Here is a 26,714-nt window from a genome sequence, read left to right on the forward strand (position 1 = left end):
ATTTTCCTAGGCATTTTTATTTTCAAGATTGTCATTTTTACTTTTTAGAGAGAGATTATATCTTTCGCCAATTCTCTGCTTACTTTTATCGGAGAGTTTCAAGATAGGTTTTAAAATTTCCTTCTCAGCAACCTGCTCAATGTTATTTTGATATTCTGGCATAATATTATCAAAAAGGTCTTCTGTGTTTAATACATCTAAGTTAACATCCAAAGTTAGCAAATTTAAACCAATCACATCATCAAATTGATTTGTATTAAATGTAATCAATTTATATACTATTTTTGAAAAATTAGGAACATGATTAAAAAATGGCTTGCACAGATCATTTAATAAATTTTCAAATATAGGACTATGATTATGACAATCAAACAAAAATGGTGAATTTAAACCTAATTGTTGGTTTAATTCGACTAAAGACTGTAAATATAACGGTGCATTTTTTGAAACATTACTACAAATACTTTCATATCGTTTTGCAGTCATTAAAGAAAATAACGTATTATTTTCTTTATCTAAAAGAAGTAGAAATTTCCACCCTCCCATTTTTACAATTTCTACTTCAATATTGCTATTTTGCAGCTTCTCGTAAATATTTGTGTTTATTAAATCCCATTTTAGAAAGTTTCTTGAATTTTGAGTTACTAAACTTCTTGTGCTTGTATAAGATTCTAAATCTTCCTTAATTGATTGAGAAATTGCAGAATAAATATTCTGATAAAAATCTGTTTTCATAAAGCCCCTCCCCTTTTAGAACATCTTTTATAAAAAAGATTTACACAAAACTTAAAATTTGTCAAGCATATTCCTATTAAAAATGTAAAATCAAACCGCACTTCTCCTCAAAAGCCTCTTGCAAGATACTTCTCATTAGTTGATTTGTATATTCTTCTCGTTGTGTGATTTCTTTTTCTAATTGCTCTACTTCTAATAAAAGTTTTTTCATTCGGCTAACTATTTCTGCCTGCTCTTGACTAGGTGCCAAAGTAATTATCATTTGCTTTAATTTAACACCGGTAAGATGTTTGATACCTTCTCCCGTTAGATACCTTTCAATTTGATTAGTTTCACATAAATAAAAAAGATAATAATTAAATATAATAGACATGTCAGCCATTGAAAAAAAATGAACTCTATGAATAGCTTTTTGAAAACAAATACTGTAGGACTCATTCCATATTGCAGAACGCCCGGGATATCCTCCTTCACAAATCAATAAGTCTCCTTTTTTAACAGAATATCTTGAAAGTTCTTCATCTCGTATTTTCATTTCAAGTAGATCTGATAAATCAAAATCAAACCAACGCACATTTAAATTTCGTAAATATTTTCTTGGCATCCCTTGATTTTTAATTCCATCAAGCATTTTACCAAGGCAGCTTTCACTTATCTCCCCCAATCTCACCCACTTCCACCCGGTAGGAAGTTCAAAAGGTTTTTCCGCATCAAGAATTGGCGGTAACGCTTTCCGTTTTTTATCAACTTTCCTTTCCTTCTGTATCAGCTCAAACAAAGCCTCTGCATCGTAGTCGGGATTGCCTTTCTGCACCGGATGTTCTTTACGTCAATCAGCGGTAAGTTTGCCTTCTATAGCATCCTGTAAAATATTCCGGCGGAGCTGTTTCGCGTATCCTTTTTGAGTTTCTATTTCTTTTGCCAGTTCATTTACTCGTTTTAGATTTACAGAAATTCTTTTTACAATTTGCTTTTGTGTTGGTAAATCCGGAAGTGATATTTCTAACGGTAAAAATACTTTCGACTTTATTTCAGTCTTTATTCCGCCTTTTGCTTGTTTTTTCAGTGTTTCGATAAAAGCGGGGCTTTTGACAAAGTATTTAAAATACTCTAAATCAACAACTGAATCATCGAATATATATGAAGAATAATGGATTGTTGCTGTAACGGGTTCCACTCCCTGATATACTGCAATAGCCCCTTTTGCCACGTTAGTTCCGGAAATAACCAAATCACCCGGCTGAACAATAATCATATCAGTTTTAGAAGGTTTTTCGGAAATATGAATTGTTCCGGAAAAATCTATTTTATCGAGGCGTTTATATGTTACGATAGCGTTATCATCGGGTTTGTATCGGCCTTGCCGTTCTGTCAGGAACTCCCCAATCCTAACTTTCTTCCATTTTCCCATCTTCTATTCCTTCAGTAAATCCATCATGTCCCAATTATACTCCTTTTTGGGATATATAGCACAGATATGTACCAAACATTCGGAAAATGGTACATATTACTCCGCTTCTTCGTAATAATAGGAATAATCAATCCCTTTCATAAACATTTCACGGTCATTGATTTTGTCCGTCAGAGCATTCTGCAGCAAAACCTTTATTTTGCTTGACTCGATTACGCTTTCCGCCATAGCTTCCAGATATTCTCTTTTATTGATTTTGCTCCAATCGATGCACTTTTTTAATGTACGCTTAAGGATTAAATCCAGCCATATCCTTGTTGTTCTTCCGTTACCTTCACGGAAAGGATGGGCGATATTCATCTCGACATATTTTTCTACGATCTGTTCAAACGTTGTATCCGGCATTTTCTCTATTCCGGCAAGATTTTGTTCAAGGAACTCTGCTGCCGCAAACTGAAAACCGCCTTTTGAAATATTTACGGTTCTGATTTTACCGGCAAAATCATAGAGCCCTCCAAAAAGATAGGCATGAATCTGCTGTAATCCCTGTATCGTCCCAACTTCAATACTATCCAGCAATGAACTTTCAAAAAGTGCGTATGCCTTTGTTTTACTTTTTGCATCTATTGTTTCTTCAGAATAGGTAAACCACTGGATAAACGGCACGGATTTATTGTTCGGAAAATTTTTTGCAAGCTCTATTACCTGATTATAATCAATGACGTTTGATAAACGTTTTTTCCCGTCAGGAGCGGTAAGTTTGAACTGGGTAGTAACACTACCCAGTTGATTATTTTCTTTTTTGAGCTTTGCCTTCAAATATTTCCAGTAGTTACGGTTCTTTTCGTATTCGCGTTGTTCGTTTAAGACCCCGATAATATCAAGCACACTAAACCACCATTTGGAATTCTCTTCATCCCAAACAGCGCGAACTTCCGTATCATTAAAAAACCTAATTGATATTTTATCCATCTTGTCCCTTATATCTTATTCGTGCAGTATCTTACGCCGCATATATTTCATTCTCAAGTTCCTTGAGCGCAGCCAGATACTTCTCTTTGCCGCCGAATATTTTTACAATTTCTGCCGGTGTTCCCAGATTCTTCAAAGGCTCTATCGTAAACACCTGCATTTCTTCAATATTCTCTATACCGGTTTCTACATATGTAGAGGCGGTCTTCTATTATTTCGCCGTTTACATCCGTCTTGCCGCGTTTAGGACGGTAGTCTTCCAAATCAACACTCCTGACGCAGAGCATCGGGGGTGTTGTTCTTATAAGGTGGTTGCAGTCGGCTTTCATCCCCTTTATTACGGCGCAGAGCGCCGGGGTATGAAACCCTCCGCACGAATCGACATTCATTCCAACGCGAAGCACTTTGTATGGAGCCAAAAAGCCGTCATAATTGGTTAGTCCCTGATACAAGGCAAGGTAGATTTCATACGATGTATCGATTTTCTTCTGTTTGATAATATGGCATTTATCCTTGAAATGCTTAAAGTCACCTTTTTTAGTTTGCGTTATAAGGTTGTTTCTGTCAGCTAAATACAGAATTCTCTTTTTAATTTTTGATTTCCAAAGGCGATAGATAATCTGAAATGCCGTATACGTTTTACCGGTTCCCGTTGCCATAACAAGCAGGAGACGGTTTTTTCCGCGGGCAATCGCCTCTGCCGTTCTATTGATGGTATCCCGTTCCGATAACGCTTTCTTAGAAACCATAATTTATTATAGCACGGCTTTCTTCATTTATATAGTGAAAAGATTGTGATATAATGCAACACATATCAGGCAGTCCTGATTCGATTATCTTAGTTAGGAGATCCTATGAACAAATACATCCGTTCAATTATTTTATCATTAATTACTGTTTGCACTGTACTGCTAAGTACGGCTTGTACTGAAAAGAACGTCGCGCAAGAACATTGCATCAGCGTCGTTGGCAAAGCAACCGTGTACGTTTCACCCGATCAAGCAATGATCTCTTTTTCAATTGTTTCGCAGGCAAATGACCTTACCGCAGCAAAACAGCGTCACGATACGGCGATGCAAAAAACGAACACACTATTCAACCAGTACGGCATCGAACAAAAAGACGTTACAGCGGAAAACCTTACCATTCATCCCCAATACTCTTACAATGCCGATACGCCTAAATTCCTCTATTATGAAATTACTCAGAATATTTCAGCAGTGATTACAAACTTGGATAATTATGAACCGTTCTTAACGGATTTAGTGAATAACGGTATCGACCGGATTAACGATGTCCGATTTTCTACAAAAGACGTTAAAAAATACAAGGATGAGGCACGGCGCAATGCTGTAAAAGCTGCGGAAGAAAAAGCGCAGCTTCTATGCGAAGCGGCATCAAGCGGCAATCATAAACCTTCACTCGGTAAAATTATCCGCATTTCGGAAGCTCCCTCTTATTCCGATTGGAATGGAAACAGATACAATATCGCTGTGCAAAATCGAGTTGCGTACGCGCAGACAGCTGGAGGCACTTCGGAGTCAGGCGGTACTCCAATCGGAAAGATTCTCTTTGACGCGCAAATAGAGATGGTATTTGAGCTGAGGTAATTTTAAATTTAAGGTGATTGCTTCCACATATCAAGCGTAAGGCAGAAAAGTTTATCGTACCGGCATAAACGAACATCATTGGTAAAAAATGCATCACAGCCGGAAATTAAAGCAGATGCAAGCTGGAGTGCGTCCATCCCTTTAAGCGAATGCAATTCTGCACGGATTTCAGCTGCTTTTTCAGCAATTGGCCGGGTAATATCGATAACATGGATTCCACATGCAGTTAGGAATCTATTAAAATTTTCAATAAGCGCTTGATCGCTTTGCATATACGGATAAACCAAATATTCCTGTACTGTTACTACAGAAGTCAGTACTGTTTTGCCGCTTTTTATACAGCTCTCAAAAAATGCTTTTGCAGTATCAAAATAAAGTGGATGTTTTTCCAAATAATAGATAAAAATTGCGGTGTCAACAAAGATTTTGTTATACCCGATCGCCATTCCTCAGTTCCTTTAGATAAATATCCGCATTTTTTCCTCTTTCGGTCGGTTTAACAAACATGTCAAGGTTTACGCCAATAGTTTTTTCAGATATAGCAACATCGTCAATAATGGTTACCAGAGCTGTTTTACCTTGATATTCTCGAACAGCCGCTGCATCCAAAACGACCGTATTGCCACGAATAATTCCTTTTACTGCAAGCATAAATAGCTCCTTGGGCATTTCTAATCAACACGGTTATAGCAAATTTAAGCATAAGTTGCTATAACCGCCGCCAGGGTGAACACATCAGGCAGTCTTACCATATTCTCCACGAATGGCAGTGATTCCACACAGTCACAGCAGAACACAAGAGACCTTTACTTCCCCGCACCGAACGCATGCTTGATTGTTTCGGCGAGGTTTTCTACGCGGGAAATGCCCTGCATTGCAGGTTCGGGCTCATCGCCGTCGCCGGCGGCTGCCGGGACATAGAGTTGGGTAAAGCCGAGGCTCTGCGCGGTTTTAATCAGCGGCTTTAAGCGGCGCACCGGTCTGATCTCACCGGCAAGACTGAGCTCTCCGATAAATGCTTCGTTTTTACGCGCGGGGATATCCGTTCGCGCAGAGTAGAGCGCAAGCGCTAAAGCCAAATCGATAGCCGGTTCCCGCAGCCGGATGCCGCCGGCGACATTGATATAGATATCTTGATCGGAGAACCGCAAGCCTATCCGTTTTTCCAATACGGCGGCGACGCGGCTGACCCGTGCGGAATCTATCTTATCGGAGAATACGCGCGTCATCGTGCCTTTAGCGGGAACCGTAAGCGCCTGAATTTCTACCATAAATACGCGACTGCCTTCAAACACCGGCACGGTCGCAGACCCGGCAGGCAGCTCACCTTGCCGCTGAATAATAAACAGCGCGGCGGGATCCTGTACGGCAGCCAAGCCTTTTTCATCCATCCTGAAAATCCCCAGCTCGTCCACCGAACCGAAGCGGTTTTTAAGGGCGCGGAGAAACCGCACATCATCTTCGTTCCGCTCAAAAGAGATAACGGTATCGACCATGTGTTCCAGAACCTTCGGCCCTGCGATGACGCCTTCCTTTGTTACATGAGCGGTAAGAAAGAGCACTGCATCCCGCTCCTTTACCCACTGCACCAATTCGTTGGCGCAGTATTTAAGCTGATTGATCGTACCTGGGATGGTTCCCGCCTGCGGGGAAAAGAGCGTTTGTACCGAATCGATAATGACGATAAGCGGATTGAGATTATTCAATACTTTTTCGATATTTTCCACCGAATTGGTGCAGAGCAATTCGATATTTTTGAGCGGAATGTCAAGCCGGTCTGCACGGCCGCGTATCTGACCGGCGGACTCTTCCCCGGAAACATAGAGCGTCCGCTGCCCTACCGCTCCGGTTGCTGTGGCAGCTGCCGCTTGCAAGAGCAATGTCGACTTTCCGATACCGGGTTCGCCGCCGATTAATGCGGCCGAGCGCTTTACTGCACCGCCGCCAAGCACCCGATCGAATTCAGAAATGCCGGTTGTAATGCGGACGGTATCGTGCACCTCCACCTGTTCAAGCGGGATAGGATGCGCTTCGTCCGTTTGCCGCACGGCAGCGGCGCTTGAAGCAAAGCCGGGGGTAAAGTCCGCTTCTTGGAATTGCTCCTCAAAGGTATTCCATTCGCCGCAGCCCGGACAACGTCCGAGCCATTTCGGCTGGCTGTACCCGCAGGAGCTGCACCGGAATATCCGTCCGCCGGCTTTCTTTTTTGCCATTTTTCTTCGTTACCTATTCATCGTTCCGTTCGGAAAGGGTAAGCGTCAATTTTACGGTCTTATTTCCGCGGAGCACCGTTACGGCAATACTCTCGTTCGGTTTTTTATCTTCCAAAACAGCATAGTATTCGCTGAGGTTGCTGACAGCCTGCCCGGCAATTTCAGTGATGATGTCGCCACCGAGATAGATAACCGCAGCGCGCTTCCCGATACCGTAACGGACGGCATTCGCTCCACCGCGAAGTCCCGCCTTTTCGGCATTGCTATCTTTTTTAACACGGGAAACCAATAGCCCGCGCTGTATCGACAGCCCCGCATAGTTTGCAATCGAAGCATTCAGCTGTACCAGCTCCGCATCGATGGACGCGCGCCGAACTTTTCCGTACTTGATAATCTCGGATACAACCCGCTTGGCTGTGTTGATGGGTACCGCAAAGCCGACTCCCGCAGAGCTGCCCGACGTGGAATAAATCATCGTATTGATGCCAATCATCTTGCCGTCCGAATCGAGGAGCGGCCCGCCCGAATTACCGGGATTGATTGCCGTGTCGGTTTGAATCATATTTTTGATGATGACGTTTTTATCGGTTTGAATCGGGCGGCCGAGGGCGGACACAATACCGACCGTCAGCGTCCGTGTTAAGCCGAAGGGGTTCCCGATTGCGAGTACCCGCTGCCCTACCTTGAGCCCGTCAGAATCGCCGAATTTTATCGTTGTAAGCTGCGTGTTTGCAGGCGGGTCGAATTTGAGCACAGCAAGATCGTTTTCACGGTCTACGCCGATCACCTTGGCATTGTACTGGCTGCCGTCCGAAAGGGATACGAATATCTTTGTTGCATCCTCGATAACGTGCGTGTTGGTAAGGATGTAGCCGCGACTGTCGATTATCGAGCCCGAACCGGAACCGCCTTCCTGCGGAATCGGTTCAAGGAACCAGTTTACCCCGACCGTTTCCGTGGTGATGTTAACAACCGCATCGTTGGTATTTTCGTACACTGAAATATTTTGCTTCTCTTCTGCGGTGTAACGGCCCGCCGGTTCCGCGGTAGCTGTCAGGTAAGGGCTTGTTTGCCCCGCTGCTTCTAAGACAGACACGCTCCCGTCACCGGCATTTTCTACACCGTCAATTTGCCCGCCGCTCTGTTGTGTGAGGGCGGTATTACTTTCCGCCAATGCTTCAAGCTCGGCTGCGGCATCCCCCTGCGGCGTTTTTGTTCCGTGCCCCAAATAGAAGCCCATCCCATAAGCGGCAAGTGCAATAAAACAGCCTGCAACGACTGCGGAAAGAATAAGTTGTCTTCTACTATAAAGCTTCATACACGATCCCCTTATACGCACGAATAAATATACAAAAAAACAGACCATCCGCCAATAGACAGACAGAAAAATAAACATATCGGATTATTTTTTAAAGCTTCTTTATTGTTCTAAAATATACACACTCTTCCTTATGCGGAATTCCAAAAACACTGAGTTTTTGCCCTTTCAAAAAAGAACATTCTCCGATATAATCGATCTATCGAATAGATAGTGCGTAGGACACAAAAAGTATGGAAAACCCGCTCGTTACAAAAAAGTTGCGCAAAACAAAAGCACGGAACTTAATCATCAGTATTTTATCTCAAGATAAGGATAAGGCTTTCTCCGTCGAAGAGCTGCATGAAGCCTGCGGGGCAGATCTGCAAATCGACTTATCGACGGTATATCGAACAATGCATACACTTGCCGAATCCGGTTTTGTAACAAAAAGTATGCATCCCAACGGAAAAGCCTATTTTCAGATTGCCTCTCAACAGGGAACAGAGCATCACCACCGAATCGTATGCAGTAAATGCAAGGCTTCGGCTGACATTGCCGTCTGTCCACTGCACGATTTGGAAAATCAGATCTTATCCGAAACGGGCTTTACCATGACATCACACAGTATAGAACTTACCGGCCTTTGTCCCACCTGCAAAGCCGAAGAGGAAGCACAGGCTTCACAGACAAAAGCTCCATAACATATTTTAATTCAAAAAAGCGGCAACCTTAAATCAGTTTGTTTTTTTGCGCCGCAGCATAAAGTTTCGCATTCCACACATTACGGAAAATAAACTTATCGCGCACCGTATTCTCCGTCATCGTATCCATACAGTTCTGCAACGCCTTAAACGATCGGCTTAAATATCCGTTCGCGGTATCGGAGGTATTTCCCTCCCTGCGGCGAATCGCATCATAACAAAGATACGAATATATCGAAGCGTACATATCATGATTTTTAAGTGCATCCCGTGCAGTGTCTTCGAGTTGTTGCAGATATGTCGGAGCAGAGTCTTCCAATAAGTCCGCTGTAAGCCTAAATCGATAATAGCTATCAAAAGCGGTATAGCATATCTGCATTGCCGGTTTACCGTACAGCTGTCCCCAGACTAATTCCTCTGCAAGCACAAAACCACTCTGGTACGGTTCAAATGGTACGGCAAATGCATCGGGGATAACCTGTATCTCGGCACGTTCATCGCGAAGAATAGGTGCAAACAAAAATGATTCAATCAAAAATAAGCGGGCATCGGGAGACTTATCGAGGTTTGTAATGAGTATCGGCTGTGCCTTACTTGTTTGCCCCTTTTGGGATAATGCTCTTGCATACCAAATCCTGCAAAGAGGTACCCATTCTTGGAAGTGCTTCGAAGCTGCTTTTTCCGCCTCTTGAAATAACAGTTCCGCCTTGCCGTAATCACCTAATTGCAATGCTACCCTCCCCTGCATGAACAAGCACGGTATTTTTTTAGGCTGTTCAAAATAGTTCTCTGCATCCTGTAAGAGTCGATCGAAAAAATTTTCAGCAGTATGTAAACTATTCTGTAAAAAGCAACTGATACCGAGGTTAAACAATGCCTCGCATATAAAATTGCTATCGTTCAGTGCTTCGGCAATATCAAGCGCGTATTGAAAGTATGTAACAGCATCTTCTATTTTATTTTGAGATAAATGCAAAAAAGCAACACATGAAAGAGCGCGATACTCTCCTGCGGGAAACGTATGCGCTTGGGCGGAACTGACCGCTTTCTTTACTGCATAAACCGCTTCGTTAATATTTTTTTGTTCCCTGATTTTTAATGCTTTTTGGTAACTTTCGAGAGCGGGAAAAAAGACCGCAGACTTAAAGGGGCTGATATCAATCTGAGGAATTTCCTTATCCGAGTACTTGTGGAAGAAATGATGCAGCATAAATTGATCTTCCGGAACAAATTGAAGCATACCAAAAATAGCTTTCAGGTTTTCATCGGGACATAACCTCCCTCTCTTATATTTACCCCATAGGAAATTGGCTATATACCGTTTTGCCTTGTTTTTTTCTATTCCAAGCCGCTGCTCCAATCGATCGGTAGTCAAGGGGCTTACCGAGTACAAATCGTTTTTAACCTCGGTAATACCAACTGCATACATCCACTCATACAAACTTGTAATAAACGGGGCGCTTTTATGCAGTGAAAGGAAAAACTCCGACATTTCATCGTCAAAGATAAATAAAGGTGCATATATTGTAAGATAAGCAAGTTGTAAAAAATCAGTCGATAAGCCGTCAAACATCATCGATTTTTCCGACATCAGTTCGGTATGGGCGGTAATGGGGAGTACACTTATCAGATGATTTGCTGCCTCCGCATTTTTTTCGGTATATATAACCGTTAATTCGGTAGTATGATAACTTTTTACAAAGGCCTGAAAATAAAGACGTGTATATAATAAAAACGCGTCGATAAAATAATCAGGATAATCAGCACAAAAACGGTTCCGACGGAAATAATACTGCACATGTTGAACTTTTTCGTATTGAACTTGTTCGTCTTTCGAGAGTGCTGCTGTTACCGCGTACTCAGTAAGAGGATGTACAAGCATAAAATGATACAGCGCGTGTATCCATGTGCCGGTACTCGAAACGTAGAGGCAGCACGGAGTTTTCGCCGTTTCGGTATGAGCCGTTTTCGGTACGATAAAATCGGCACTGTAGTAAAGTTTTACCTTAGGTACATATTCGAACCGGATATAGGCTTTCAAAAGCTGTTCTGCTTGCGCGGAGGCAAAAAAGCTACGGCTTGGCACAAGGGTGCTTCTATAAGCGGCAAAATAATCTGCGATAACATCCTCGGAATCCGTTTCTCCACAGCAATCGATAATAACGCGATAATCTACAACCCGCCTTTTATAAACGCGCAATAAATCGGCTAAATTTTGCAAAAATAAATTAGCGGAAAACATCGGGGCAACTTCGTCACTGCTAAAACAGTAGATTGAAGCACACGAAATCTTAAATGAGGAGGCTCCGTTTGCTTCAGCCGATTCCGCGATGGTATTCAATAATTTTTGTATTTCAAATGGAGCAATTCTCAATAGCTGCCGTTCATAGGGAATTTCAAAATAAATACAAATCATAACAACCTCGTTTCCATCCTATGTATCGGCTTTTTTTTATTTCTGATAAAGTTTGTAGACCTTTCGAAAAAATTTGGCTATACTGTAGGGATGAATATAAAAAACAAGCGAGATTACTTCTTACCGCTTATATTAACCTTTGCGGTTATTGCGTTTGATCAACTAACCAAATGGCTGATTATTAAATCGATTGATCCGTGGTCTGTGGGGGCTTCTTTTTTTGGAGACCTCATACGAATTGTCTGTGTTTACAATACTGGGGCAGCCTTCAGCCTAGGAAGTAGACTTTCCTCTATTACACGCCTTATTGTAATGGCCTGTATCCCTGCCTGCTTTATTGCCGGTATCTGCGTAGTCTATTTTAAATCGGAGTTCTCACGGGTGCAGCGCTGGTTTTTAAGCGGTATTATCGGCGGCGGGATAAGCAATTTACTCGATCGTTTTTTTAGAGCGGAAGGCGTTGTAGATTTTATCGATGTTAAATTTTTCGGTCTTTTCGGTTTGGAACGCTGGCCAACATTTAACATCGCAGATTCCGCTATTGTAATATGTGGAGCAGGCTTATTTGTTGCCCTTCTCATACAAGAGTGGAAAGGGAAAAGCAAAACTCCGGAAGCACCAAAAGACGGGGAATAAATGCGGAATATTATTCTTTTTCTGATTATCGGGACATTGATAACACTCGTGCTTATCGCCGGATGTAGCGCAGTATGTGCCACAATTATTATTTTGCTGGCAAAATTCGTGAATGAACATATTTTAGCAGCGCTGCCCTTTTCTGTTATTGCCGGTATTATCTTGTCGTTTTTCTTTTACGGTAAGATAATGAAGAAAATAATGAATAAGTACGGATTAAATAACAAAAAATAAGCAGTTAAAATAGGGATTAATAACCGTCGGACATCTGGCGGTTTAAATCTTTCTGGCACAGCTCTTGATAAATAGGTGCACGGTTTTTCAGTTCTTCCTTGACAGCCTTGCTGAACGGCATATATCGCCAGAATACGTTGCGTACTTCTTTATCGAGCTTTTGTATTCCTTCACTTTCCTTAGTCATCCAGATTAAATAATCTTCGATAAAGTACTCTTTTACATCACCTTTCAGTTTTTGAGCCTGGAACCATTGATAGTAATTGCCGGTTAATCCCTCTTCCATCCAATAGTACGAAGCCTTTTCCTTTGCAACTTGCCATCGAAGGTCAGCGGTAGCTGTTAAAAGTGCATTTTTCAAATTTTTTGTATACATTGGAATTGCAATACGCCCGCGGCTGGTTACGCGATTATACCGATCGAAGGGTTCCCAACAAAAACCGATATCACCATAAGAGGGAATAAGTACGACAAACGGAGGTATCCTATTCAGTTGAGAACGGTACTGCCGGCAGTACGCTTCGCAATCAATACTTTCAATCCAGCGCATAATATCCAATACGTTTTCTCTAATACCGATTTCGTTCGGTGTACACCGGAAAAATTCGCGCGATAAAATAGGAAAGTGATTCCCTTGTCGCCCGCAGGTCATCTTAACCATTTGTCGAACGGTTTCAAGCTCCGTATTTACATCGGAGACGTTCAACTCGCCGTCGCCGCTCACCTCGATTTTTTCTTTTAACAAACGGACATCTTCATCTACACGATGGTACTCATTCAAAAAATTTGTCAGTTCTTTATCCAGTGCAAGAATCCGCCTCAAGCTGTCACCCAGATCGCTTACATTACGCTTCTGTATTTCAGTAAAAGGCGCTTTTATTCCTGCAAAACCGGCAAGACTATCATGTACAAATAGCTCATGAATTTGATTTTTTACTAATTCTTCCGCATTAGAGCGCTCATCCGATTTTGCACGGAGCAAATTTTCCGCACTTTGCAATTTGCCCTGAGCCTTATTAAGCAGTTGCTGGAAATGAGTCGAAATATTTTTTTGTTTTGTCCGTACCTCGTCAGTGGAAGAAGGATTAATCAATCCGACAGCAATATCATGGAACCACTCATCAAGGTAATAAACAGGTTCATTGTAGGAATTTTCATCGATAATCTTTGCAAACGTATCTTTTTGTTCAGCAGTTAAAAGCGTCGGCAAAATGAGCCCGTACCGCAACGCATACTTTTTTTCAATTCCGAATTCATCTGTTGGTAATTTTAATACAAGTACGGAAATAAACTGCCAATAATTTGTGACAAGCTGCTGCCGGTATACGGTACGGTCTTTCTGATCGCGGGTGGTAAGATATTTTGTGAGCGTATTATGCAAACGCTGAGAAGCCTCACCACAATTTTTTAGCACTCTTTTATAAAAATCCGCTGAATCAAAATAGGTATGCGGCGTTTTATTATAAAAATGTTCGATTTTAGGGAAAGCTTTAACAGTAAGATCAACACGGGCAGGACTCGGTTCAGAACTACCGGAAGCTTCCGGTGAAGCGGATAGGAGAATATCATCGCCAATATCATCAAAAAGATCAAGCGAAGGGGCAGAGGGAGCTACAGGAATATCTTCCAATAAGGCTGCGAGATCAGGATCAAGATTTGATATATCCATACGCGGTTCTATTCCTACCTTCTTTTTATTTGTGTGGAGGGTTTAATGCCCCGACGCTCGCGTCGTGGTTGTTGGTTTTATCTGGAGGTGAGGGGAATTGAACCCCTGACCTCTTGCATGCCATGCAAGCGCTCTAGCCAACTGAGCTACACCCCCAAAGACAACGAAATAATTATGAAGGAAATTCCATTTTAGGTCAAGCCCTGAAGCAGGAGTGCCAGAAGAATGTGCGACATGAATTGCTTTTTTTTTATAAATGCGTTATTCTATTAACAATGCTTATTATGCGTTACGGGGGCACATATATGTTACCATTCTACTTTCTTTCCGTCACCACAAATTTAATGATGGGGGGGATTTTACTCCTTTCCGCAAAAAACAAAGAGGAATTCAACATCAAATATCCTCTTTTAAATGATCCGACTTTCTTGCTGGTACTCCTGATCTTTTCAGGAATTTCAGCCGTATTTAAACTGCTTAGCCCCGTTGTTGGCCCCGCCGGAGGAAGTGCTCCGATAGTCGGCGATATTATCCCCGCACTTTCAGGTATACTCGGTTGTATCGTATTTTTTGACCGCTGGGTTAAAGCCTCTGAAAATCATTTGACGCTGCCGCCGTTCTTTACCCGTATTCTTGCCTTTGAACAGCCGATAGGCTTCTTCTGCCTGTTTGCCGGTGTTACTCACCTGCTTTTTTCACAGGTACTGTTCTTATAGCCTATGCGCCAATCGGTAGTAGGTATTGTCCGCAAGGATAACAAGTTCCTGCTTGGCTTGCGAACACCAGGCGGCGATGTCGGAGAGCATTGGGAGTTTCCGGGAGGAAAGTGCGAAGAAGGCGAAACGCATCAGCAGGCTTTAATCCGCGAGTATGAAGAGGAACTCGCCGTCCGCATATCCGTCGGGCAATTCATTGCACATAAGCATTTCCAAAACGAACACCGTAATTTCGATCTTTTTGCTTACGAAGTAATTATTCCAAAGGATCGACCATGTGCTTCTTCCGTGCATTCTGAATTAAAATGGTTTTCGATTGATGAGCTGCAGGATATTTCGATTGTCCCGTCTGATGCGCTGTTCATTCCCGAACTCCGAAAGTTTTATCGGTTATAATTGTGAAAAATATGATACGGGGCGGCAGTACTACAACATTATGCACCATCGCTTGTCTCTTGTTCTGCTTGGTTTCTTGTACACGGCATGCAAGTTTGGATTCAATTACGCTGCCGTCCGATTCCGCCTTAAACGATGCCGACCGGTTTGCCGTAATTACCGAGACGTATATCTCGTTAAAAGATAGCCCGGGAGTAAACGGTATTATTGTCAACCATGCGCGGCGAAAGGAGATTTACGAAGTAACAGGAACGCAATTCGTATCAAGAGATTCGGAGAGCGAACTGTGGGTACACCTTACGGATGGCTGGCTGCAACGCTCCTGTGTAGAGTTATACCCAAGCAGGGCAAAAGCCGAAACAGCTGCCGCCCGGTTAAAATAAAATGGAAGAATACCCTCAATAGCCGAGTGCGCGCAGGGGTATCCTAAGGAGAGATTATGCCTCAGAAGATCGGAACGGTTTCGCGGGGATTGATAGCACCCATTGTACATGCCGGAGATGATATTGCCGCAATAGCGGTTGATACGCTCTTGTCGGCGGCGGAAACGGAAGGCTTTTCCATTCATGACCGGGATATCCTTGCCATAACGGAGTCCGTGGTGGCACGCTCGCAGGGGAATTATGCTTCCATCGACCAAATTGCCACCGACATACGGGCAAAATTCGGAACCGAGCACATCGGATTAGTTTTCCCTATATTGAGTAGAAATCGTTTTGCTATCTGCTTGGAGGGTATCGCAAAGGCGGGAAACAGACTGACGGTTGTGCTGAGCTACCCTTCCGACGAGGTAGGCAACCGACTGATGGATCCTGATACGGGTAAAGCGGAAGCGATAAATCCGTGGCAGGATACTTTTACAGCTGAGGAGTTTACGCAGCGCTTCGGGGCATATAAACACCCGTTTACGGGTATCGATTATATCTCTTTTTATAACTCAATCATTAAAAAATACAATGCACAATCTTCTATCCTACTGGCAAATGATCCGTGCGCTGTTCTTTCCGAAACAAAATATGTACTCGCCTGCGATATCCACACGCGGGAAAATACGAAACGGCGCTTAGCGGAACACGGTGCGAGCCGCGTGTACGGGCTTGACGATGTACTGTCCCACCCTGTTAACGGTAGCGGATATAACAACAAGTACGGATTGCTCGGATCAAACAAGGCGACGGAAGATTCCATCAAGCTCTTTCCGAACAATTGCCAAGCATTGGTAGAAAAGATTCAGTGCATGCTTAAAGAAAAAACCGGCAAAACGGTTGAAGTGATGGTATACGGCGACGGAGCATTTAAAGACCCTGTCGGAAAGATTTGGGAGCTTGCCGATCCTGTTGTGTCCCCCGGCTTTACCGCAGGACTATCCGGAACGCCGCATGAGGTAAAATTGAAATACCTTGCGGACAACAACTTTAAGGATTTGTCCGATAAAGAACAGTACCAAGCAATGGTTACTTACATCAGCGAGCATAAAAAAAATGCCCTTTCGTCACAGATTGATCAAAAAGAAGCCCAAGGAACGACCCCTCGCCAATTAACCGACTTAATCGGTTCGCTATGCGACCTTACCTCCGGCAGCGGCGATAAAGGGACACCGATCATTTTTATTCAAGGCTACTTTAATAAATTCGGTGAATGAAATACTGAATATTGGTACTGACGAAAGGGAAATCGAACCAGATAAATAGATACACAGCATAATAGTAGGAAAGAAAAAATCATAAGAGTTATTAAAATTTTATTTTTTATCATTCCAACAGCCCCTAATTGTTTTAGTTAAAATTGCTGGATACGTATTATTTTTGCCATTATTCAATATTTTACTTAGGAATTTCATATTCTTTTATTTTATATGTATCCATATTGTTCCCTTCAACCAAATACTCTAAAAATAAAGTCTTATTATCAAATTTAGTTTTTTTTCCTATACAAAACCAATAACACCCAGCACGAAAAATATCATGCGGTAGTATGAGTATAGTACTTTTTCCAGCATTAAATATATCTACTATCGAAATAGTAGTATCTGCACAGAGAACCAATTCGTTATTCAAATCTACAAAATTTGTTACAAGAAAAATATGATTTGAAAATTTTTCATACTTGGTAGAAAAGAAATATGATGATATATCCGGTGCAACAGCACTACCAAAGTCAATCCTTAGTATATCTTCATTAAGCCAATACATACGAGGATCAAGCCTCGTAATTCCTTCAATTTTTATATTCTTTCTATTTCTCAGATTAACCGCTTCAATGGTAGTATACGCCTTGTCATATTTATAGATACTAACGGTCCAATCTCCTTTTTTATCGGCAACTTGTAAAACTTGCCCACACGCGATATGCGCAACAAAAATAAAGACTACACTGAAAATAAGCTTTCGTTTTAAGGCCATCGACGTCCTCCTTGACTTTGAATTGATGAATCACTAAATTAAAAAAAATCAGCTGTTCTCACTGAAAGGGGATTTATCCAATCAATGTCTTAATTAGCATAAAAAAGCAAATCAGAAAAACAAAGACCGTTGCGACTAACCCTTTAATATTAGAAGGTGATACTTTATCATTGTTACAGTCATTTTTGAAATCTAAATAGCAAGTTGGAAACATTCCTGCACCAGCAATAGCACCGAGGAGATAATATAAAATTTAGGTTCCTCTATATCCAATTATATACAATATAATTACAATAAAACATGTCACTAAAGTAATATAAAAACAAATCCGAGCAGTCCGCCTATTCATCCTATTCTTTCGCCTTTTCAGTTTTCAGAAGTTCCCTATATCATAACCACCATGTCCAATCAAAGGCGCTGATCTTACCGCTTATAAGCATATCTTCAGGGTATGCGTGCCAATATTTCATCGGCATATTCCACCAGCATTTATCTTTTATCTTTTCTTTTCTGCCAATACATCCAATTCTTGAAGTAATATTTCATTAATTGTTATTTCAAAGAATAATGCTGTTGTAATAAATATTGTAATGTTAATGCTCTTAATCTATCTATCATACTGACTTTTATAAATACATTATTCGTCATATCGTAAATAACATTCTCTGTCTCCATTTCATAAGAATACTTTTTGCCATCCATTGTAATTAATTCAATATGATAAACTCCTTCAAATATCACGCACTTAGGTACATTTTCTATTGCGATCTCCTTTCCATTCTTTATTTCATTTAATAGATCAGAAAATCTTTGTGCATCTCCATCATAAAAAATAATATCGTTGGATAAGTTATTATTCACTATTAAATACATTTTTAATTTCCCAATAAACTTTAATTGCTTATCAATTTTAGGCGACCTATCATTTATAACACTTATAGACAAATACAACAAACCAACGCAAAACATAAAAGCAAAAACACAAAAAATAAATAAACACTTCTTTTTCATTTACTCACCCCTCAACGTTTTTCTCATATATCTTCCTTAGAGTATATATTTGCTTACCACACATACCCCGGCCATTAAAGCTTTCTGTCCCAGTAGCAGTAACACCTTTGCATCCGACAACATCAACATTATTGCCGAAGGCTCCCTCCCATTTATCTTCGACATCGCCTTGAAAATAATTTTTCAAAAATTATAGTTTTAAGATTTTTATATCCCCATAGACGACCTTTCCTCTAAACACATGAAAAACTCAGTTTTTATTCAGCATTTATTTTTGTGCAGTAACGCCGTAGACGGTATGCATATTTTCAAAAGCGGACGTCGAAAGACTCCAACCCCTGATACTGCGCAGCCGTAATTGTAAAATTGGAAATATACGCACGGGGATGACTGTGCTGTACCACATTGAAAAAGTCATAGAGCGTGGCGCCGTCTCCTTCTGCAAATATCTCCACCGAATAGTCGGGACAGTTCCGTACCCAGCCGGTAATGCCGAATTCCCGTGCAACCTGTACCGTCCAATAACGGAACCCGACGCCCTGCACCCGTCCTTCCACAAGGGCACGAGCTGCTTTCCGTTCGGTAGTATGCGGCGCATCCTTACGCATAGCGTATCCTCAAAAAAATGACCTCTTTCAACATACCGGTGAACTTATCCTACTTATGCGCAAAGCCCAGCGCTTCCGCCGCATCGATTATCGGTATGCCGAGGTCTTCCGCATACTCGATACCGTTCTGCACTCCTGCTAAAACCTGTTCTATTTGGTGCGCATCAGCATTGCAGATAATACGGGCATTTTTTTGCGCCGCTCGTTTCCAAAACGCTGCTACGGGATATTGATAGTCCGCACCGTAATCCCGCCGCACCTTCGATTTAATCAACCCGTAGCCATTGATTTCAAGCGGCATTCCCAAATCATTTGCAGCATCGATGAGCGCATCAATGCAGGTAAGGCAGTCCGCATCAATAGACCGGATGCTACTCAAAAACAAATCGGGATGAGCCAAAAATGCATAGAGCCCCGACTTCATCCCTTCAATCGTAAAATCGATATAGGTATGCAGCAGGCGTCTTTCGGTAACGGTCGCAATATATTCAAGTCCGCCGTGCAGCGGAAACCAGTGTGAACCGAACACCAAATAGTCGGCTCCGTAGCGGCCGATTAACTCATCCTTAAACCAGCTGCGGTGCTGCGGCGACCATTCACATTCAAAACCGAAATACACGGGAAAATCAGCTTCCTTTTTTGCGTCTTCAACAAGGCGCTTATACAGTGGTATATCCGCTGCTGCCATCCGGCAATAGAGCCACATGTCGTCATGGGGATAAGGACAATGGTCGGAAAACCCAAGCGCAGAACAACCGTCGGATGCTGCCTGCCGTACATAATCAAGCGGAGTGCCCTCAGCGTGTTTGCACAGATAAGTGTGGGTATGAAAATTACTGAGCATAAAAAAAGTATATCGGTAAGCCCCTCAAATGTCAAACTTCCGCCGGGTAAACGTCAGGGTAAACGCATCAGGCCGTTTTTTTAACACCCCCGCGGAAAAATTGAGACTATTCGACCAGAGTTGAACGGCCTCCTGATTTTTCGGGGATATTGCCAAAGCATCTGATGCGATTGTCCTGTGCGTCAGAGAGTGTTTTGTGCCCAAAGGCGGATAATCGGTTCGAGGCTGTCAATACGGAAGCCCTGTGCGAACACATCGGCTTGTTCTTTGCTGCCCTGCCATTGCTGATAGGGATTATCGTAATTAGTTTCTAAAAATTGATAGATGATATTTTCGGCGTTGTTTTGTTCGTTGCCAAAGAACGATAATTTTTGTACTGCCGAATGTTGGAGAATCGTACGGATTGCCGAGCGGACTTCTTTAAAGAAGAGATCGCGATAGATGCCGTAGCTTTTGCCCGTTACTTTTTTTACCGTTTCGGCGATGGATGCCGGTAAACCTTTAGATTCATTGATAGGGTATATTTGAACGGGAGCCGATGCTTCTTCTACAGTCGGCTGGACTGATACAGACTTACCAGCGGCTAGTTTAAGTACTTCCTGCCGGTCTGCAACCGGTCGACCCGATGCGGCTTTACTTGTTTCAGAACCGATCGATGCAGATTTAATTGATACAACCGATTTCGTACTCTTTCTTGATTCGGATGCTGCTACTGTGTTTTTTTGCAATACTTTTTTTGCAGACGGCATCGCAGCTCCGGACACGGAAGCCGAATTAGCCTGAGCATTTTTTTTCGTCTCTTTTTTCTTACGTATGGAAGCAGTTTCCTTTTCCGCTTTGTTCGTTTCTTGAACCGATACTTTTTCAGTCTGTTTTTTTGACCGTTTTGCCGCTTTTGCTTTTTTTACAGCCGGTACCGGCAATCCTTTAGCCTGCGAAGGCGGAGACTGATCAGCTGGTTCCACACAGAGCTTCAACTTCTTCCAAGCACGTTGTAGGTATAGATCCCCGGAGATGCTGTAATAGTACCCTTGTGCTACATTCGCGAGCACTGCATGAAGCAGCTCTTCATCTTTCCAATTACGCACTCTGCCTACTTTTATCGCATGAAAAATTGCATAATGATTGGTACCGTACTTTCTGCTATACAAGAGCAATATATTTTCAAAAGCACCATCAGCATAGCGATTCCAATATTTCATAATATAGGCGAGTACCTTATCTTCAACACGGGTTATAGACGTAGAAATAGTTATCGATGCAATTTGTTTTTTAGTAAAAACAATCTTTGAGAAATCGATAACGGAAGTCTGCGCCCTTTGAATCGCTCTCCGCGCTTTTTCCTGAGCATCTTTCCGACTACATTCTTCACGGTATTCTCTTACCGAAGAAATTGTATCGGTAATATACATACGAATGATATCGGCAGCCTGCCGCATATCGGCAGCATGATACTTGAGCCTTTCGGCATACCGCGTGTATTTTTCGGTAAAACTAATGGCGGCAAATCGATTCGGAGAAATGGCATTAATGACATTTTCGCATACTTTAATAATCGTATAAACCTTCGCACGCTTAAGCGGGGCAATGGTATTCGCAAAAAAGACAATAACCCTTTTTACCTGAATAATAGTCCTATCCGCAAGCTGAATAAGCGAATCGGTAAACAAAATATGAAATCGATAATCACGCTTTCGGTAATAAGTCATCAACTGCACCCGCATCTTATTATCAGGATATCGATGTATTAATTTTGTATTATAGAGCCGCAATGCCTCTGCTTGCCTATTCAAAGAACGGAATTCAAAATAACGTTCAATGTCAGGATCTTCGCTCAGACTGAGTCCGGGAAATTCTTGCTTTAAAATATAAACATCAAGTTCGGTAAGTTGCCGCATAATATATAACTTTTAGATTGATTATAGCAAAAAAAAGGGTTGCTTCCTAGTAGGAGGCAACCCTTTCCGTCACTCTTTAATGCTTAGCGCAACAGCGACATCACACTTTGAGTCTGCTGGTTTGCTTGTGCAAGCATTGCCGTACCGGACTGCGTCAGGATCTGGTTTCTGGTGAATTCTACCATCTCCTTAGCCATGTCAACATCACGTATGCGTGACTCCGAGGCTTGGAGGTTTTCCGCTGCAACATTGATACCGACAACGCTCATTTCGAGTCTGTTCTGGTATGCACCAAGATCAGCCCGCTGCTTGTTGATCTTCTTGATGGCTTCATCAATGGTACCGATTGCACGGTTTGCTGTTTCAGGCGTATCGATTGTAAGGATCGATTCGTCACCAATGTCGCGAACACCAAGTGCTTTAGCGGTCATAGTACCGACATACGCACGTACGCGCTGATCCATGTTGGCGCCGATATGGAACCACATAGAGGCGGTAACGGTGTTTTCTCCTGTTTCACGAGCGAAACGACCGGTAAGCATATTCATACCGTTGAACTGTGCGTGACTTGCGATCCGGTCAACTTCAGCAACAAGCTGAGATACTTCAACCTGGATGTACAAGCGGTCTTCAGCGCTGTAAATACCGTTTGAAGACTGAACGCTTAATTCACGGATACGCTGCATAACATCAGTTGTTTCCTGCAAGAACGCTTCGGCAACTTGAATAAAGGAAATGCCGTCTTGAGCGTTGGCACTTGCTCTATTTAAGCCGCGGATTTGGCTTCGCATTTTTTCGGAAACTGCTAAGCCGGAAGCATCATCCCCTGCACGATTGATGCGTAAACCGGATGAAAGTTTTTCTATGTTTTTCTGAGTATACACGTTGGTTTGACCAAGAGTTCTCTGTGCAAACATAGCGCTCATGTTGTGATTAATGATCATATTGCTACTCCTTCGGCGATTTTTGACGAGTTTTTTACCTTACGGCGTCCGTCACGGCATCCCTGCCGATATGTCAATAATTATTTTCCAGATCCTCTGCTATCCGACACAGAAGAACGTAACACAATGCAAGGCGCACAACCTTTTCACTGTGCTTATTACATATATCGGAGTTATAGCAAAACACTTAAGAAGAAAAATTAAAAAATATAAAGGTTATCGGTAGATTTAGATCAGGATCAACGTATTACATGCATATTACAAACCTCTTTCGATAAATAGTAAAAACTGATAGACTATTTATCGCTTATAACAGAAGTGGGTAAGGAGCGTAATGACACCGCATACATTCGAAGTTTTAGAATTTTTCCGCATCGCGGAGATTATCGCAGGATATTGTAAATCTGAAGAGGCACGAGTACGCTGCCTACAAAAACGGCCGCTGCAAGATGCGGCGGAGATTGCCGCAACGAAAGAGCTCGGTCGGGATATTCTCTCGTTTTTGCAAGCTGACGAACCGCTGCCTATTAAAAATCTCCCACCGCTCGCTTCCGTATTAAAACAGCTGCATACCGCAGGCGTTTGCCTTACCGTAGAGGAACTCTACGCGGCGGGGCTTTTAGCGCTGCAAGTCGGTGAGTTGAAGGCGTGGGCTATAAAGCAAAAGCGGACGGACAGTGCCGCATGTACGCTCATCGAATCGATACCGCCGCTTCCGCAAACCGAGCAGGCGGTGTTTTCGTTTATCGATAAAAACGGAGCACTGCGCGATATCCCCTCGTTGACGGCAATCCGAAAAAAGATGCAACGTATCGAAGCCGATATCGAAAAAACAATGCGGAGCTACTGCACCGACGAGTCTACCAAGGGAATGCTGCAAACGCCTACGCCCGTGCTGCGGAACGGCAGGCAGGTTATTGCCGTGCGTTCCAACTTTAAGGGGCGGATTAAGGGCATTATCCACGAATACTCCCAGTCGGGGCAAAGCTTTTACCTTGAACCTGAAAGCATTGTACTGCGTAATAACGAATTGATGCGGGCGCAGGCAGAGTATGAACAGGAGCTGCACCGCCTGTTGGTGAGCATCAGTGCAAAGCTCGCGGAGGAAGCGGAAGCGCTTGAACGGGCATACGATCTTGTGCTGGAACTGGATTGCGCCGCGGCCGCCGCCCGCTGGGCATATACGGAAAACGGTGTGTTTGTACCCGACACGGGGAATTCTCAGTACTTTTATTTACAGACGGCGCGGCACCCGCTACTCGGCGCGGCGGCGGTTCCCATCGACCTGAAACTGGCACCGGAAGAGCGGATACTGATTATCACCGGGCCAAACACCGGCGGCAAAACCGTCAGTTTAAAGACCGCCGCCCTCTTTGTTCTATTGAATCAAACCGGCTGGCCGGTACTCGCAGGGGAAGAAACACGGCTGCCGGTGTTCCGCTACGTCGGCTGCGCTATCGGAGATGAGCAGTCGCTCGACCGCTCGCTTTCCACCTTTTCCGCCTATATGCGCACCGTCGGGGAGCTTTTGGCGGCGGCGGATGAAGAAAGCCTTATCCTCCTCGACGAACTCGGCAGCGGTACCGACCCTCAAGAGGGCGGCGCACTCGCCATGGCGATTTTGGATGAGCTGTTTGCCCGCCGCTCGCGGGTCTTTGTAACGAGCCATCACGGTGTACTGAAAAACTATGCGTACCGGAAAAGCGGCTGCGTGAATGCCTCCGTATCCTTTGACGAGGCGACACTGCGCCCTTCATACCGGATACTGATGGGCATCCCCGGTGAAAGCCGCGCCGTCGATATTGCAGAAAAAAACGGATTAAGCCCCGACGTTATCCGCGCCGCACGTGCGTATATGGCAGACAGTTCCGCCGATGCCGCCGCCCTCATCAAGGGGCTGATGGAAAAGCATGAGCAGCTCGCCGTCTTTGAGCGGGAAAAAGACGAGACAGAAAAGGCGTTGCGAGAAAAGCAGCGCCGCTTCGATTTAAACACGCTCAAGCTTCGCCAAAAAGAGCAAGTTCTCCGCTTGCAGGGCTATAAACGGTTGAATGATCTATTTGAGCAAAAACGTAACGAAATAGAAAACCTTGTGCGGGAAATCCAAGAAGGGGAACTGACGCACGAAAAAACGACTAAGCTCAAGCAGTTCTTTGCCGATTTCGGGGCAACACTTGCAGAAGAGCAAACGGATATCCGCAATGAACAGGAGGAACTTTCCACCCTACAGCAGGCGCTTCGAAATCGTGAGCAGGCACAAGCACACGGAAAACCGGCAAACGGTATGCCTGCAACCGGCGTTTTGGCAAACGGCGTTCTCGCATGCGACGCTTCTGCAAGGGAAACACTTGCCGAAGGCATAGAAGTGTTTATCCCCCACCTACATCGGCGCGGCATCATTATCCGGAAAGAAAAAAAGAATTGGCTGGTGGCGGTCGATACCGTTAAGATGACATTCCCCGCCGATAAACTTGAACCGCTTAACACACCAGCAGCCGCACCGTTACGCACACCGCAGGTTATCATAGAGGCGGAGCTGCACAAAGAAAGCCGCCCTGAGCTTGAGCTGCGCCTTTTGGGCATGCGCCTTGACGAAGCGGAAAAGTGCCTACAGAACCAGCTTGATCTCGCCCTGATGCATAATATGCAGGAATTTTCGATTGTACACGGGAAGGGTAACGGGATACTGCAAACAATGGTACAAGAAAAACTTGCCTCAACTCCGTACGTTGCGGAGTTTTTCTTTGCCCGCCCCGAACACGGCGGCACCGGCAAAACTGTTGTACACTTGAGGTAGTTATTTTTCCTTTTTACCCTTGCCAAGAGCAGCAATCCATTCTTCTTTGCGGGCGGGGCGCATGATACGGATACCCTCCATTGAGGTTCGAATTGCTTCCGAAAAAGCTCCTTTTGCAGATTTATCGATAATACGTACGATGGGGAAACGGGGATCCTCCGAATTATTGTCGATCACCTGCGCAACAGTATTATTTGAGAGATAGACAAAACTACCGATCGGGAAAAACGACAGCGCATTCAAAAACGCTTTCAAAACCTCCTCATCATATTGTGAGGACTCCCGCCGTAAAACATTTAATAAGCCTGTTGAAGGGTCTTCGGCCTTTTTATATTTGCGTTCGCCGGTCATTGCTTCATAAGAACAGACAACCGCCAGAATCTTTCCATAAAGAGAAATCTTTTCACCGGTCAGCTTTTGAGGGTATCCCGTACCGTTTTCACGCTCATGATGATCGAGCGTTCCTAAGCAAATCGGTAATGGAAACTTTGCTTTTTTTAATATTTTACAAGACAGCACAGGATGCACATATAAGTACTTTTTTTCTTCATCTGATAATTCACCCGCTCTGGAATAAATATCTTCGGAAATATGAATAAGACCTATCTCATGCATCAAGGCTGCGGTTGCCAAATCAACCAGCTGGTGCCTTTGCATTTTGAGTTCCATACCGATTACAATGGCAAAAACCGCCGAACGGAGCGAATGGGTAACAAGGAAATTGTCTACATCATACGGCATAATAGATTGCAAAATAAGTACTGACTGCCGGTTTTCTTGTACAAAAGTGCAAAATTCCTTCATCTTAGCAATTACCTTTTCGGTATTGAGAGCTTGCTTGTTACGGTATGCGCCATACACCTCGTCAGTAAAAGTATAGAATCTTTGATAAGTCTTTTCTACCAATTCTCCCGAAAGTTTTTGCTCGGGTACAGCTTGAACATTACCATTTGCACCGAGCTTTTCACCGCTCTTATCTTCCTTTTTTTGAGGATCTGTCTCGGTTACAATCCCTTTTGTATACAGAATCGTAAACTGCCATTCGGAAAGGAGTCTTTTTAATTCCTCCGTAAAGCAGCTTTCCCTTGTAAATAATAAAACCTTTTTATCAATGTACACATCCTCCGTAAAATATACGGGAGTTTTTAGCTCTAAAAGTTTCAATGTATTCACTTAAATACGCTCCTGTAGTACACTGAAA

The 26,714-nt window shown here is 43.2% G+C and carries 28 protein-coding genes and 1 tRNA gene; 9 read left to right on the plus strand and 20 right to left on the minus strand.

Features of this window, described 5'->3' with window-relative positions:
• Positions 1 to 6 precede the first annotated feature (6 nt).
• The 6 genes from GWP43_RS11925 to GWP43_RS15070 all read right to left on the minus strand — a co-directional run bounded on the left by GWP43_RS11925 (position 7) and on the right by GWP43_RS15070 (position 3,867).
• Entirely contained in the window at positions 7 to 735 is a 729-nt protein-coding gene (locus tag GWP43_RS11925) for a DUF5986 family protein (RefSeq protein ID WP_162664336.1), read from the minus strand.
• 76 nt (positions 736 to 811) lie between these two features.
• Positions 812 to 1,549: a restriction endonuclease subunit S gene (locus GWP43_RS11930; protein WP_162664337.1), complete on the minus strand. Its 738-nt coding sequence runs from the start codon at positions 1,547 to 1,549 to the stop codon at positions 812 to 814.
• Positions 1,550 to 1,564: 15 nt separating this feature from the next.
• On the minus strand, positions 1,565 to 2,146 hold the full coding sequence (locus GWP43_RS11935) for a restriction endonuclease subunit S (RefSeq protein WP_162664338.1): 582 nt from the start codon (positions 2,144 to 2,146) through the stop codon (positions 1,565 to 1,567).
• A gap of 96 nt (positions 2,147 to 2,242) precedes the next feature.
• Positions 2,243 to 3,118 carry a protein adenylyltransferase Fic gene (gene fic, locus GWP43_RS11940; RefSeq protein WP_162664339.1) on the minus strand — a complete coding sequence of 292 codons (876 nt, stop codon included), beginning with the start codon at positions 3,116 to 3,118 and terminating at the stop codon, positions 2,243 to 2,245.
• 31 nt (positions 3,119 to 3,149) lie between these two features.
• Positions 3,150 to 3,278, minus strand: coding sequence for a type I restriction-modification enzyme R subunit C-terminal domain-containing protein (locus GWP43_RS11945; protein ID WP_230977707.1), 129 nt, complete (start codon positions 3,276 to 3,278; stop codon positions 3,150 to 3,152).
• Between the two features lie 4 nt (positions 3,279 to 3,282).
• Positions 3,283 to 3,867: a DEAD/DEAH box helicase family protein gene (locus tag GWP43_RS15070; protein ID WP_230977708.1), complete on the minus strand. Its 585-nt coding sequence runs from the start codon at positions 3,865 to 3,867 to the stop codon at positions 3,283 to 3,285.
• Positions 3,868 to 3,972: 105 nt separating this feature from the next.
• On the opposite strand from GWP43_RS15070, the gene GWP43_RS11955 reads away from it, so the two are divergent.
• The gene (locus GWP43_RS11955) at positions 3,973 to 4,728 is read left to right on the plus strand and encodes an SIMPL domain-containing protein (RefSeq protein ID WP_162664340.1); all 756 of its coding nucleotides are present in this window, start codon (positions 3,973 to 3,975) and stop codon (positions 4,726 to 4,728) included.
• An 8-nt stretch (positions 4,729 to 4,736) separates the two neighbouring features.
• On the opposite strand, the gene GWP43_RS11960 is transcribed toward GWP43_RS11955, so the two are convergent.
• From GWP43_RS11960 to GWP43_RS11975, 4 genes are all read right to left on the minus strand, one after another.
• Positions 4,737 to 5,174, minus strand: coding sequence for a type II toxin-antitoxin system VapC family toxin (locus GWP43_RS11960; protein WP_162664341.1), 438 nt, complete (start codon positions 5,172 to 5,174; stop codon positions 4,737 to 4,739).
• Positions 5,158 to 5,379: a hypothetical protein gene (locus GWP43_RS11965; protein WP_162664342.1), complete on the minus strand. Its 222-nt coding sequence runs from the start codon at positions 5,377 to 5,379 to the stop codon at positions 5,158 to 5,160. The genes GWP43_RS11960 and GWP43_RS11965 overlap by 17 nt, the downstream gene beginning before the upstream one ends.
• 155 nt (positions 5,380 to 5,534) lie before the next feature.
• Complete coding sequence (gene radA / locus GWP43_RS11970) at positions 5,535 to 6,941, minus strand: DNA repair protein RadA (RefSeq protein ID WP_162664343.1); 1,407 nt, start codon at positions 6,939 to 6,941, stop codon at positions 5,535 to 5,537.
• Positions 6,942 to 6,954: 13 nt separating this feature from the next.
• Complete coding sequence (locus tag GWP43_RS11975) at positions 6,955 to 8,259, minus strand: S1C family serine protease (protein WP_162664344.1); 1,305 nt, start codon at positions 8,257 to 8,259, stop codon at positions 6,955 to 6,957.
• A gap of 233 nt (positions 8,260 to 8,492) precedes the next feature.
• On the opposite strand from GWP43_RS11975, the gene GWP43_RS11980 reads away from it, so the two are divergent.
• Complete coding sequence (locus GWP43_RS11980; protein WP_162664345.1) at positions 8,493 to 8,942, plus strand: Fur family transcriptional regulator; 450 nt, start codon at positions 8,493 to 8,495, stop codon at positions 8,940 to 8,942.
• A gap of 28 nt (positions 8,943 to 8,970) precedes the next feature.
• Here the strand turns inward: GWP43_RS11980 and GWP43_RS11985 are convergent, their stop codons facing one another.
• A complete protein-coding gene (locus GWP43_RS11985) occupies positions 8,971 to 11,358 on the minus strand; it encodes a tetratricopeptide repeat protein (protein WP_162664346.1) in 2,388 nt (795 codons plus the stop codon).
• A 90-nt stretch (positions 11,359 to 11,448) separates the two neighbouring features.
• Between GWP43_RS11985 and lspA the strand changes: the two genes are divergently transcribed.
• Both lspA and GWP43_RS11995 read left to right on the plus strand, forming a co-directional pair.
• Positions 11,449 to 11,994 (plus strand): signal peptidase II, encoded by a 546-nt coding sequence (gene lspA, locus GWP43_RS11990; protein ID WP_162664347.1) that lies wholly within the window; start codon positions 11,449 to 11,451, stop codon positions 11,992 to 11,994.
• Positions 11,995 to 12,228 (plus strand): hypothetical protein, encoded by a 234-nt coding sequence (locus GWP43_RS11995; protein WP_162664348.1) that lies wholly within the window; start codon positions 11,995 to 11,997, stop codon positions 12,226 to 12,228.
• A gap of 16 nt (positions 12,229 to 12,244) precedes the next feature.
• Here GWP43_RS11995 and GWP43_RS12000 read toward each other — a convergent pair whose 3' ends face one another.
• Both GWP43_RS12000 and GWP43_RS12005 read right to left on the minus strand, forming a co-directional pair.
• The gene (locus tag GWP43_RS12000) at positions 12,245 to 13,897 is read right to left on the minus strand and encodes a hypothetical protein (protein WP_162664349.1); all 1,653 of its coding nucleotides are present in this window, start codon (positions 13,895 to 13,897) and stop codon (positions 12,245 to 12,247) included.
• Between the two features lie 82 nt (positions 13,898 to 13,979).
• Positions 13,980 to 14,053, minus strand: a tRNA-Ala gene (locus GWP43_RS12005).
• Between the two features lie 149 nt (positions 14,054 to 14,202).
• Between GWP43_RS12005 and GWP43_RS12010 the strand changes: the two genes are divergently transcribed.
• From GWP43_RS12010 to GWP43_RS12025, 4 genes are read left to right on the plus strand one after another with little or no spacing between them, the layout of a single operon-like run.
• A complete protein-coding gene (locus GWP43_RS12010; protein WP_162664350.1) occupies positions 14,203 to 14,613 on the plus strand; it encodes a hypothetical protein in 411 nt (136 codons plus the stop codon).
• Between the two features lie 3 nt (positions 14,614 to 14,616).
• The gene (locus tag GWP43_RS12015) at positions 14,617 to 15,009 is read left to right on the plus strand and encodes a (deoxy)nucleoside triphosphate pyrophosphohydrolase (protein WP_162664351.1); all 393 of its coding nucleotides are present in this window, start codon (positions 14,617 to 14,619) and stop codon (positions 15,007 to 15,009) included.
• Between the two features lie 11 nt (positions 15,010 to 15,020).
• Positions 15,021 to 15,392 (plus strand): hypothetical protein, encoded by a 372-nt coding sequence (locus tag GWP43_RS12020; protein ID WP_162664857.1) that lies wholly within the window; start codon positions 15,021 to 15,023, stop codon positions 15,390 to 15,392.
• A 56-nt stretch (positions 15,393 to 15,448) separates the two neighbouring features.
• Positions 15,449 to 16,651: a coenzyme F420-0:L-glutamate ligase gene (locus tag GWP43_RS12025; protein ID WP_162664352.1), complete on the plus strand. Its 1,203-nt coding sequence runs from the start codon at positions 15,449 to 15,451 to the stop codon at positions 16,649 to 16,651.
• 181 nt (positions 16,652 to 16,832) lie between these two features.
• On the opposite strand, the gene GWP43_RS12030 is transcribed toward GWP43_RS12025, so the two are convergent.
• The 6 genes from GWP43_RS12030 to GWP43_RS12055 form a co-directional block, all read right to left on the minus strand.
• A complete protein-coding gene (locus GWP43_RS12030) occupies positions 16,833 to 17,411 on the minus strand; it encodes a hypothetical protein (protein WP_162664353.1) in 579 nt (192 codons plus the stop codon).
• A 552-nt stretch (positions 17,412 to 17,963) separates the two neighbouring features.
• Positions 17,964 to 18,422: a hypothetical protein gene (locus GWP43_RS12035; RefSeq protein ID WP_162664354.1), complete on the minus strand. Its 459-nt coding sequence runs from the start codon at positions 18,420 to 18,422 to the stop codon at positions 17,964 to 17,966.
• Between the two features lie 308 nt (positions 18,423 to 18,730).
• Positions 18,731 to 19,030 carry an acylphosphatase gene (locus tag GWP43_RS12040; protein WP_162664355.1) on the minus strand — a complete coding sequence of 100 codons (300 nt, stop codon included), beginning with the start codon at positions 19,028 to 19,030 and terminating at the stop codon, positions 18,731 to 18,733.
• Positions 19,031 to 19,079: 49 nt separating this feature from the next.
• On the minus strand, positions 19,080 to 19,874 hold the full coding sequence (locus GWP43_RS12045; RefSeq protein WP_162664356.1) for a PHP domain-containing protein: 795 nt from the start codon (positions 19,872 to 19,874) through the stop codon (positions 19,080 to 19,082).
• Between the two features lie 182 nt (positions 19,875 to 20,056).
• Positions 20,057 to 21,772, minus strand: a complete 1,716-nt coding sequence (locus GWP43_RS12050; RefSeq protein WP_162664357.1) for a hypothetical protein — start codon at positions 21,770 to 21,772, stop codon at positions 20,057 to 20,059.
• Positions 21,773 to 21,855: 83 nt separating this feature from the next.
• Positions 21,856 to 22,716, minus strand: a complete 861-nt coding sequence (locus tag GWP43_RS12055) for a flagellin N-terminal helical domain-containing protein (RefSeq protein WP_016523188.1) — start codon at positions 22,714 to 22,716, stop codon at positions 21,856 to 21,858.
• Positions 22,717 to 23,050: 334 nt separating this feature from the next.
• Between GWP43_RS12055 and GWP43_RS12060 the strand changes: the two genes are divergently transcribed.
• Positions 23,051 to 25,513: an endonuclease MutS2 gene (locus tag GWP43_RS12060; RefSeq protein ID WP_162664358.1), complete on the plus strand. Its 2,463-nt coding sequence runs from the start codon at positions 23,051 to 23,053 to the stop codon at positions 25,511 to 25,513.
• On the opposite strand, the gene GWP43_RS12065 is transcribed toward GWP43_RS12060, so the two are convergent.
• Positions 25,514 to 26,686, minus strand: a complete 1,173-nt coding sequence (locus GWP43_RS12065; RefSeq protein ID WP_162664359.1) for an HD-GYP domain-containing protein — start codon at positions 26,684 to 26,686, stop codon at positions 25,514 to 25,516. It lies immediately after the preceding gene.
• Positions 26,687 to 26,714: the final 28 nt, after the last annotated feature.

The organism is Treponema vincentii (genome assembly GCF_010365865.1).
Lineage (GTDB): Bacteria > Spirochaetota > Spirochaetia > Treponematales > Treponemataceae > Treponema.

Coding starts and splice junctions, on each gene's coding strand:
- GWP43_RS11925 (WP_162664336.1), bottom strand. CDS start 735: ATGAAAACAGATTTTTATCAGAATATTTATTCTGCAATTTCTCAATCA.
- GWP43_RS11935 (WP_162664338.1), bottom strand. CDS start 2,146: ATGGGAAAATGGAAGAAAGTTAGGATTGGGGAGTTCCTGACAGAACGG.
- fic (WP_162664339.1), bottom strand. CDS start 3,118: ATGGATAAAATATCAATTAGGTTTTTTAATGATACGGAAGTTCGCGCT.
- GWP43_RS11945 (WP_230977707.1), bottom strand. CDS start 3,278: ATGCAGGTGTTTACGATAGAGCCTTTGAAGAATCTGGGAACACCGGCA.
- GWP43_RS15070 (WP_230977708.1), bottom strand. CDS start 3,867: ATGGTTTCTAAGAAAGCGTTATCGGAACGGGATACCATCAATAGAACG.
- GWP43_RS11955 (WP_162664340.1), top strand. CDS start 3,973: ATGAACAAATACATCCGTTCAATTATTTTATCATTAATTACTGTTTGC.
- GWP43_RS11960 (WP_162664341.1), bottom strand. CDS start 5,174: ATGGCGATCGGGTATAACAAAATCTTTGTTGACACCGCAATTTTTATC.
- GWP43_RS11965 (WP_162664342.1), bottom strand. CDS start 5,379: ATGCTTGCAGTAAAAGGAATTATTCGTGGCAATACGGTCGTTTTGGAT.
- radA (WP_162664343.1), bottom strand. CDS start 6,941: ATGGCAAAAAAGAAAGCCGGCGGACGGATATTCCGGTGCAGCTCCTGC.
- GWP43_RS11975 (WP_162664344.1), bottom strand. CDS start 8,259: ATGAAGCTTTATAGTAGAAGACAACTTATTCTTTCCGCAGTCGTTGCA.
- GWP43_RS11980 (WP_162664345.1), top strand. CDS start 8,493: ATGGAAAACCCGCTCGTTACAAAAAAGTTGCGCAAAACAAAAGCACGG.
- GWP43_RS11985 (WP_162664346.1), bottom strand. CDS start 11,358: ATGATTTGTATTTATTTTGAAATTCCCTATGAACGGCAGCTATTGAGA.
- lspA (WP_162664347.1), top strand. CDS start 11,449: ATGAATATAAAAAACAAGCGAGATTACTTCTTACCGCTTATATTAACC.
- GWP43_RS11995 (WP_162664348.1), top strand. CDS start 11,995: ATGCGGAATATTATTCTTTTTCTGATTATCGGGACATTGATAACACTC.
- GWP43_RS12000 (WP_162664349.1), bottom strand. CDS start 13,897: ATGGATATATCAAATCTTGATCCTGATCTCGCAGCCTTATTGGAAGAT.
- GWP43_RS12010 (WP_162664350.1), top strand. CDS start 14,203: ATGTTACCATTCTACTTTCTTTCCGTCACCACAAATTTAATGATGGGG.
- GWP43_RS12015 (WP_162664351.1), top strand. CDS start 14,617: ATGCGCCAATCGGTAGTAGGTATTGTCCGCAAGGATAACAAGTTCCTG.
- GWP43_RS12020 (WP_162664857.1), top strand. CDS start 15,021: ATGATACGGGGCGGCAGTACTACAACATTATGCACCATCGCTTGTCTC.
- GWP43_RS12025 (WP_162664352.1), top strand. CDS start 15,449: ATGCCTCAGAAGATCGGAACGGTTTCGCGGGGATTGATAGCACCCATT.
- GWP43_RS12030 (WP_162664353.1), bottom strand. CDS start 17,411: ATGGCCTTAAAACGAAAGCTTATTTTCAGTGTAGTCTTTATTTTTGTT.
- GWP43_RS12035 (WP_162664354.1), bottom strand. CDS start 18,422: ATGAAAAAGAAGTGTTTATTTATTTTTTGTGTTTTTGCTTTTATGTTT.
- GWP43_RS12040 (WP_162664355.1), bottom strand. CDS start 19,030: ATGCGTAAGGATGCGCCGCATACTACCGAACGGAAAGCAGCTCGTGCC.
- GWP43_RS12045 (WP_162664356.1), bottom strand. CDS start 19,874: ATGCTCAGTAATTTTCATACCCACACTTATCTGTGCAAACACGCTGAG.
- GWP43_RS12050 (WP_162664357.1), bottom strand. CDS start 21,772: ATGCGGCAACTTACCGAACTTGATGTTTATATTTTAAAGCAAGAATTT.
- GWP43_RS12055 (WP_016523188.1), bottom strand. CDS start 22,716: ATGATCATTAATCACAACATGAGCGCTATGTTTGCACAGAGAACTCTT.
- GWP43_RS12060 (WP_162664358.1), top strand. CDS start 23,051: ATGACACCGCATACATTCGAAGTTTTAGAATTTTTCCGCATCGCGGAG.